Here is a 7,647-nt window from a genome sequence, read left to right on the forward strand (position 1 = left end):
ATGATTATGAGCGAAATTCCAGTTGATTATGAAAAAGCAAGTCAATTATTAAAGGAATTTGGAAGCGTTAGAAAAGCCGTTGAAAATTTCAAGTAAAATACTTACTTTTATAAAAAATTAAAAAAACCATCATGAAAAAAATACTTTTCTTACTTGTAATCTTATGTTCAACTTACTCATTTTCGCAAGAAATTGAAATTCGTGGCGGACGTTATTTTGTCAATGATTCGCAAATATCTAGTCGAGATGTGAGAGAAAAATTGGCAGCAAATCCGCAAGCTTTGGCTACTTTCAAAAAAGGAAAAAGCAAAGAATCTACCGGAACATTATTATTAGGACTTGGTGTTGCCTTTACTGTTGGCGATTTAGTAAAAGGATTGGTTAGCGATGAAAAATATCCTGGTGCTGGAACTTTTATTGGCGCTGGATTAATTGGAGTTTCTATTCCGGTTTTGATTGGAAAAAACAAGAAGATGCGCCAAGGAATTCAAATGTATAACGATGGTTTGAAAACTACAGGTTTTAATGACCTAAAATTAAATCTAGTTGTAAACCAAAACGGTGGCGGAATTCAGCTTAAATTTTAATAATGGCAACCAACAAAGAACTTTTATCTAAAGGCGTAAAATATTTATTTGGCGCATTACCACTTATGTTCATCGGACCAAGTGTAATGTATAACGCCTTTATGAATAAAAAAAATGATTTTCATTATGTGGTTTTAACCATTGGATGTTTGCTTTGCATAACAGCAGTTGTGCTTGCATTTATTGGTTTGAATACTATTGTAAAAGCAGTATTTAATGATGAAAAATAATACTTATTTAGAAAGTGTAAAAAAGCAAATGCTTTATTACAAAACCATTGCCGAAAAAGCCATGGAACAATTGGAAGACGATCAATTGTTTTATTCTGCCAATGAAGATACCAATTCAATAAGTACAATTATCAATCACATGTCGGGAAATATGCTTTCTAGATGGACTGATTTTCTAACAACTGACGGTGAAAAAGAATGGCGCAAGCGTGATGAAGAATTTGTAGAATCTGTAGCAACTCGCGAAGCACTTTTACAAACTTGGAACGCAGCTTGGACTTGCTTTTTTAATGCCATAAATGATTTAAAACCCGAAGATTTAGAGAAAATAATTTACATAAGAAACGAAGGACAAACTGCGTTAGACGCCATAAACAGACAATTGGCACATTATCCTTATCATATTGGTCAAATTGTATTTTATGCCAAAATGCTAAAAAATAGTGAATGGAATAGCTTATCAATTCCTAAAAATAAATCTACTAGTTATAATGCTAATAAATTTTCTAAAGAACGAACATTAAAGCATTTTACTGATGATGAATTAAAGAAACTACTGTAACTAGCCCAGATAGTAGTGGAAAGCTTTTCTTGAAGGCAACCTATTTTTTCTTGACCAAAAATTGCGACCAACGGAAGCACATTTTTGGGCTTAGAAAAAAAGGTTGAAGCAAGAAAACTTGCAACGGATAGCTGGATTGGCTTCATGAAAACAACAAATTAGGTTGTGTTTTGTGTCAGTTTGTCAGATGAATAACTGTCAGTTACTATTAAAACTGACAATTTATTACCTTTTTTGTTGTGGCACAATCATTGCTTTTTGACAGACAAGTTTAAAAGTGAATTTTCTAAAATTAATTAAATATAAAAATGGGAAAAATTATTGGAATTGATTTAGGTACAACGAACTCTTGCGTTTCTGTAATGGAAGGACAAGAAGCAGTAGTAATCCCTAACTCAGAAGGAAAAAGAACAACTCCATCTATCATTGCATTTGTTGAAGGTGGCGAAATTAAAGTGGGTGATCCAGCAAAAAGACAAGCTGTGACTAACCCAACTAAAACGGTTGCATCTATCAAACGTTTTATGGGACATACTTTTTCTGAAACTACAGAAGAAGCGAAAAGAGTACCTTATTCAGTAGTAAAAGGTGACAACAATACGCCACGAGTTGATATCGATGGTCGTTTATATACAGCACAAGAATTGTCTGCAATGACACTTCAAAAAATGAAAAAAACTGCTGAAGACTATTTAGGTCAAACAGTTACAGAAGCAGTTATTACTGTTCCTGCTTACTTTAACGATGCGCAACGTCAAGCTACAAAAGAAGCTGGAGAAATTGCTGGTCTTAAAGTAATGAGAATTATCAATGAGCCAACTGCTGCGGCATTAGCTTATGGATTAGACAAAAAAGGAACTGATCAAAAAATTGCAGTTTACGATTTAGGTGGTGGTACTTTTGATATTTCTATCCTTGAATTAGGAGATGGAGTTTTTGAAGTATTGTCTACAAATGGTGATACGCACTTAGGTGGAGACGATTTTGACCAAACTATCATTGACTGGTTGGCAGATGAATTCAAAGCTGAAGAAGGAATTGACTTGAGATTAGATCCAATGTCATTACAAAGAATTAAAGAAGCTGCTGAAAAAGCTAAAATTGAATTATCATCTTCTGCGGAAACTGAAATCAATTTACCTTACGTAACAGCTACGGCTTCTGGACCAAAACACTTAGTTAAAAAATTGTCTCGTTCTAAATTTGAACAATTATCTGACTCTTTAGTAAAACGTTCTATGGAACCAGTTGCTAAAGCGTTGAAAGATGCAGGTTTATCTACATCTGATATTGACGAAGTTATCCTTGTTGGAGGTTCTACAAGAATGCCAAGAATTGCTGACGAAGTTGAAAAATTCTTTGGTAAAAAAGCATCTAAAGGAGTTAACCCTGATGAAGTTGTTGCAATTGGAGCAGCTATTCAAGGTGGAGTTTTATCTGGAGATGTAAAAGATGTATTGTTACTTGACGTTACACCTTTATCTTTAGGTATTGAAACAATGGGTGGAGTTATGACCGTTTTGATTGAATCAAATACTACTATTCCAACTAAAAAATCACAAGTATTCTCTACTGCAGCAGATTCTCAACCAACAGTTGAAATTCACGTTTTACAAGGTGCAAGAGCAATGGCTGTTGATAATAAAACGATTGGTCGTTTCCATTTAGATGGTATTCCACCAGCTCCAAGAGGAGTTCCACAAATTGAAGTAACTTTTGATATTGATGCTAATGGTATCATCAAAGTTTCTGCAACTGATAAAGGAACTGGAAAATCTCACGATATCCGTATTGAAGCTTCTTCTGGTTTAACAGCTGAAGAAATCGAAAAAATGAAAAAAGATGCTGAAGCAAATGCTGATGCTGACAAAATCGCAAGAGAAAGAGCTGAAAAAATTAACGAAGCTGATAGTTTGATTTTCCAAACTGAATCTCAGTTAAAAGAATTAGGCGACAAAATTTCTGACGAGCACAAAACTGGTATTGAATATGCATTAACTGAATTAAGAATGGCTCACCAATCGCAAGATGTTGAAGCTATCCAAAAAGGTTTAGACAATGTAAACGCTGCTTGGAAAACTGCTACAGAAGCTATGTATGCTCAAGGTGAAGCTGGACAAGCGCAACCACAAGCTGACGCTCAAGGTGATACTACACAAGACGTAGAATTTGAAGAAGTGAAATAATTTTTTCAAATACATATAATAAGGAGAAACCGAGTAAGAAATTGCTCGGTTTTTTTATTTACTATTTTGCATCTTAATAATTATAATAGTATGCGGAAATGTTATTGCAGCTAGAAATGAAAAAAACAAAGCATTGAAAAGTTCTTTATCTTTAAAAATGAAGTACAAAATAAAGATTCCAAATAACGATGTAATCCAATACGGAAATGCGCTGATGAAATAGCTTCGAAAATTTTTCAGAGTAAAACTTCCATATAAATAATTGATTTGTTCTTCAATAGACGATAAACTATGCCAAATCACAAAATATATTGCAAATGCCCAAACTAAATCGGCAGTTTTAAAAATGATTGCAAAAACTATCAGATAAAAAATATTTACTACGATTTCTGATTTAAATTTCTGTGAAACCGAATTGACTTTAATTCCAGATGCAATCATTAATAATCCGATGCAAATTGTTATCCATTTAAAATCAAGTAGCTCAATTGAAGTATTTGTAATTTGGTAAATTATTTTCTTAACCTCAATTTCATGAAAGCTAAAAAGTAATGAAAAGATGAATAATCCATAAATGGTTTGAAATAATGTAATCCAACTATTCTTTTCTTTTGTCTCGATAGTATTCCAATGTTGCTCTCCAAAGTGATACGAACTAAAGAAAATAAAAAGTAGTAAAGCCACAATTGGAATGGAGTAGAAGAGTAAGGCTCCAAAAATTACTATTCCTATATAATATAATGTCAGTTTTTTTAATGAAATGCTTTTTTTCGTTGCGCTAATTTTTTGAAATAAAGCTAAATCATTTGCTCCATGTAAGATTCCAAATAAGAATATTACTACAAATCCGATAACTTGTTGATAGTTAGGAGAAAAAGTTACATTGATCCACAAAGCAAAAAAGCTTACTATAATGGCGAATTTATTTGTTTTAGACATGTTTTTAAGTTGATATTTTGTTTAAAGATAATAATAAAAAGTTAAACAGAATTATTTTATTTGTTTAACCATCTGTAAATTTGATTAAACAAATAACTTAAATTTTTATTTTTATGAACAATTTATTATCTATTTCGCTTGTTTCGAAAATGTTGCCAACGGATTACGTTGGGTTTACATTTTTCATTGGATGCATGGCAATGATGGCTGCATCGGCATTTTTCTTTTTATCATTAAGTCAATTTGATAAAAAGTGGCGTGTTTCTGTTTTAGTTTCAGGTTTAATTACTTTTATTGCAGCTGTCCATTATTTCTATATGAGAGATTATTGGGCAAGCTTTGGAGAATCTCCAACTTTTTTCCGTTATGTTGATTGGGTTTTAACGGTTCCATTAATGTGTTTAGAATTTTATTTAATTCTAAAAGTAGCTGGAGCAAAACAATCATTGTTATGGAAAATGATTATTTATTCATTAGTGATGTTAGTTACAGGTTATTTTGGTGAAGCTGTAGATCCAACAAACGCTTGGCTTTGGGGATTAGTTTCAGGACTTGCTTACTTTGCTATTGTTTACGAAATATGGATGGGTGAAGCTTCTAAATTAGCTGCTGCTGCTGGAGGAGAAGTTTTATCTGCTCACAAAATTTTATGTTGGTTTGTATTGGTAGGTTGGGCAATTTATCCATTAGGATACATGTTAGGAACCGACGGTTGGTACACTGGATTACTAGGAAAAGGAAATGTTGATGTTGCTTACAACATTGCCGATGCTATTAACAAAATCGGATTTGGATTAGTAATTTACAACTTAGCTGTTAAGTCTACAAAAGAATAGTTTTTAAGTTTTATTGATGAAAGCCACCTTGTTACCATTTCAAGGTGGCTTTTTTTTATTTAACATTTAGCGTATTAATTATTTTGTATATTGGTCATCTATAAAAATCAAAATTGTTGTTATGAAAAAAATAATTTTTATTGCTCTTGTTACTTTAATCTCTAATGTAACTTTTTCTCAAAAGAATAAAACTGTAACCAAAAAACCAGCTGCAACTTCAACGGCCAAAGGTGTTTTGGCAAAAGCTGATAATTTAGTTGCCGAAGTTAAAAGTGGAACTTTTCAACTAACGATTAACGAAAACGGAAAACCTAAAGATGCCATTACAATTAAAAATGTAGATGCTAAATTTGCTCCAACCAATACTAAACTAACGGCTTTTAAAGCGAATGGCGCAGCATTGTATTTACTGACTTTTACAGAAAATAATATTCTTAAAACCGATTTGAAAACCGAGGATATGACTACTGTAACTTCAATTATTTATGAAATTCCAACTAAGAAACAAGTTTTTTCTAATACTCAAATGACCAATCACATTGTAGAAAAGGTATTTCTTGATAAACTTAAAAATGCTTCAGAAACTCAAGAACGTATGCGACGAGAAGGTTTTGAGTTTACTCTAAATCCTGATGGATCGATTACTCAAAAGAATAAAACACAAGAAAACAAATGGATTTATGATGTTGCCAAAATGGAATATGTAGATGCCAAGAAGAAAAAATAAAAACGAAAAACCGAGCTATTAACTCGGTTTTTTTATTTTCTATGTATCAAGAAATCTGAAATTTTGTCTAGCCATCTTAATTTACTTTTTACATTTTCAGTTGTACTTGAAGAATGTTTCAAACAAATACCATCTAAATTTTCATTACTATCATTTGTAGAAAGAAAAATATTTTTCTGACATAAAGTACAAAAACGTACTTTTTCTTCTGTATTTAATTCCAACCAGTTTTCTCTACAAGATTTTGGCATTTCAGAATTTGATGTCATTATTGATTTATTTTTATCTCAAACATTTTATCCCAGTTTTTACCGGTAACAAAAATAGTTTTCGTTTTTGGGTTGTATGCAATTCCGTTAAATTCATCACTATCTGGATGTAATGTTATTTTTTTTCTCAAATCGGCCATATCAACAATTCCTTCAATTGAACCATTTAATGGATTTATAATTGCAATTGCATTTTTAGTGTAAACATTTCCATAGATTTTTCCATCAATCCATTCTAGTTCATTTAATTGCTTAATTTTTGTTCCACCAGCATACACGTTTACATAATCTACTTCTTTTAAAGTTTCTGGATCTAGTTTATAAATTTTTTCAGAACCGTCTGATTGGTATAGGTTTTTACCATCATTTGTTAAACCCCAACCTTCCATTTTCTTGAAATATTGAAACGTTTTTTCTTTCTTAAAAGTGTCAGCATTGTAAACATAACCTTCATTATTCAACCAAGTTAATTGATACACTTTGTTGTTTAAAATCGTAATTCCTTCACCAAAATAATCTTGTCCTAATTCTACTTTTTTATAAACTTCACCAGTTTTATAATTGGTTTTTCTAAGGCTTGAAATTCCTCGTAAACCAGTACCGTTTCCAGCACCATTTCCGGTTCCTTCATAAAGTGTGTCTCTGTAAAATTCTAAACCTTGCGTATAAGCTTTAATATCGTGAGGATAGGTATTCACGATTGTGTACTTCAATAATTTTGGTTCGGTTGCCGATACTACTTCAATTCTAGTAGAATCCATTTCGGTTGTTCCGTCATAATAAACTGCCGCTTTAATATTTTGGTAACCTAGTTTTTGATTTGTTAAATCGAATGAAAAAGCGCTTGTTCCGTTATTTGATCCAACTCTTTTGTTGTTGATATTATAGACAACACTATCTACTTTTTGATTTTTTAAATTTAAAATTTCAAGCGAAATTTTATCGTTTACGGTGTATTGTGCCTTAATTTTATCTTCATTTATGCTAAAAAAATCTTCTTTTGTTCCGCCACAATTAGTAAGAACTAATCCTAATAAAATGAATGCTAATGCGTTATATTTTTTCATTGGTATTTGATTGAATTTTATATTCACAAATGTATTATTTATGATGTTAATTTCTTGCAAAAATATAAAAAGATTGTATCTTTGCACCGGCAAGTCCTACACGACCAGCTCCTGCAGACTCCTCCAGGATGGGAACATAGCAAAGGTATGTGGTTGTAGCGGTGCGATGTAGGTCGCTTGCCATTTTTTTATTCCGAACTTGTTTCGGAATCTTTTTTTTTAATCTGAACTCGTTTCAGATTCT

General features: G+C 31.9%; 9 protein-coding genes and 1 other RNA gene. 7 read left to right on the plus strand and 3 right to left on the minus strand.

Going from position 1 to position 7,647, the window contains the following annotated elements:
* Positions 1–131 precede the first annotated feature (131 nt).
* The 4 genes from DIU01_RS06345 to dnaK all read left to right on the plus strand — a co-directional run bounded on the left by DIU01_RS06345 (position 132) and on the right by dnaK (position 3,565).
* On the plus strand, positions 132–587 hold the full coding sequence (locus tag DIU01_RS06345; protein ID WP_290832623.1) for a hypothetical protein: 456 nt from the start codon (positions 132–134) through the stop codon (positions 585–587).
* 2 nt (positions 588–589) lie between these two features.
* Positions 590–817: a DUF6095 family protein gene (locus tag DIU01_RS06350; RefSeq protein WP_290832625.1), complete on the plus strand. Its 228-nt coding sequence runs from the start codon at positions 590–592 to the stop codon at positions 815–817.
* Entirely contained in the window at positions 804–1,379 is a 576-nt protein-coding gene (locus DIU01_RS06355) for a DUF1572 family protein (protein WP_290832627.1), read from the plus strand. Before DIU01_RS06350 ends, DIU01_RS06355 begins: the two co-directional genes overlap by 14 nt.
* Positions 1,380–1,687: 308 nt before the next feature.
* A complete protein-coding gene (dnaK, locus tag DIU01_RS06360) occupies positions 1,688–3,565 on the plus strand; it encodes a molecular chaperone DnaK (protein WP_290832629.1) in 1,878 nt (625 codons plus the stop codon).
* A 54-nt stretch (positions 3,566–3,619) separates the two neighbouring features.
* On the opposite strand, the gene DIU01_RS06365 is transcribed toward dnaK, so the two are convergent.
* The gene (locus DIU01_RS06365; protein WP_290832631.1) at positions 3,620–4,504 is read right to left on the minus strand and encodes a Brp/Blh family beta-carotene 15,15'-dioxygenase; all 885 of its coding nucleotides are present in this window, start codon (positions 4,502–4,504) and stop codon (positions 3,620–3,622) included.
* A gap of 113 nt (positions 4,505–4,617) precedes the next feature.
* Here DIU01_RS06365 and DIU01_RS06370 point away from each other — a divergent pair, with 113 nt between their 5' ends.
* Both DIU01_RS06370 and DIU01_RS06375 read left to right on the plus strand, forming a co-directional pair.
* A complete protein-coding gene (locus DIU01_RS06370) occupies positions 4,618–5,340 on the plus strand; it encodes a bacteriorhodopsin-like (RefSeq protein ID WP_290832633.1) in 723 nt (240 codons plus the stop codon).
* Between the two features lie 121 nt (positions 5,341–5,461).
* Positions 5,462–6,067, plus strand: coding sequence for a hypothetical protein (locus DIU01_RS06375; protein ID WP_290832635.1), 606 nt, complete (start codon positions 5,462–5,464; stop codon positions 6,065–6,067).
* A 32-nt stretch (positions 6,068–6,099) separates the two neighbouring features.
* Here the strand turns inward: DIU01_RS06375 and DIU01_RS06380 are convergent, their stop codons facing one another.
* Together DIU01_RS06380 and DIU01_RS06385 are read right to left on the minus strand one after the other, a co-directional pair.
* Positions 6,100–6,336 (minus strand): hypothetical protein, encoded by a 237-nt coding sequence (locus DIU01_RS06380; protein ID WP_290832638.1) that lies wholly within the window; start codon positions 6,334–6,336, stop codon positions 6,100–6,102.
* Positions 6,336–7,403: a glutaminyl-peptide cyclotransferase gene (locus tag DIU01_RS06385; protein ID WP_290832640.1), complete on the minus strand. Its 1,068-nt coding sequence runs from the start codon at positions 7,401–7,403 to the stop codon at positions 6,336–6,338. Before DIU01_RS06385 ends, DIU01_RS06380 begins: the two co-directional genes overlap by 1 nt.
* An 87-nt stretch (positions 7,404–7,490) precedes the next feature.
* Here DIU01_RS06385 and ffs point away from each other — a divergent pair.
* An RNA gene (ffs, locus tag DIU01_RS06390) (signal recognition particle sRNA small type) lies at positions 7,491–7,589 on the plus strand.
* The last annotated feature ends 58 nt before the right edge of the window (positions 7,590–7,647 follow it).

The sequence above is a fragment of the Flavobacterium sp. genome (assembly GCF_003525665.1).
Lineage (GTDB): Bacteria > Bacteroidota > Bacteroidia > Flavobacteriales > Flavobacteriaceae > Flavobacterium.